At 43.9% G+C, this 627-nt stretch carries 1 protein-coding gene; it reads right to left on the minus strand.

Annotated elements, in window-relative coordinates:
• The coding region (locus KTHG_RS00090; protein ID WP_186439471.1) for a metallophosphoesterase at positions 1-627 on the minus strand (627 nt) is incomplete at both ends.

Genomic DNA, 627 nt, shown 5'->3' on the forward strand with positions numbered 1-627 from the left:
CTATTTACGGTACGGCCAGTTGTGCTGTATGCAGTGCCAGTTTTAAAGGCATTTAGTAGATTGACGACGACATCCTCATTGATAACTGTCCATAAGTTCTCCGTAATTACACCACCAATGGCCATATGCGTGAAAAGAACAACACCGTAGTCTTTTGGTGTCGTGAGTAAGGTATTCGCTAACCATGTTAATTGCGCTTGCTGATACCCAGCATAGCTACCGGCTGGATATTTTATTTTGCCGTTAGATGTTAATAAGTCGTATCGGTTGTCCCATGTATCAATGACAATCGCACGCAGCTTTTTATCGTCCACATCATAGTAGCTGTAGATCGCATCGTCTGCTACATTGTGGACGATACCATTATTGGTGTAGTTGGCTTTCAGAATTGCTGCCATTTCAGCCGGACGAATTAACTCGGTACCCTTTCCACCATTTTGACGAGCATCACCCAGTGCATTATCATCGTGATTTCCTTTCGTAAACATGACCGGTGTTTTTGCTTGATTCATGGCCGTTGCCATTGCTTGCATATTGGCCATCGCAAGCGTTTTTGATGTTTTCCCATCGATAATATCTCCACCATCTACCACGATGTCACACGCTGTCTGATACGTTAATTCCACC

It is taken from the genome of Kurthia sp. Dielmo (assembly GCF_000307285.2).
Taxonomy (GTDB): Bacteria; Bacillota; Bacilli; order Bacillales_A; family Planococcaceae; genus Kurthia; species Kurthia populi.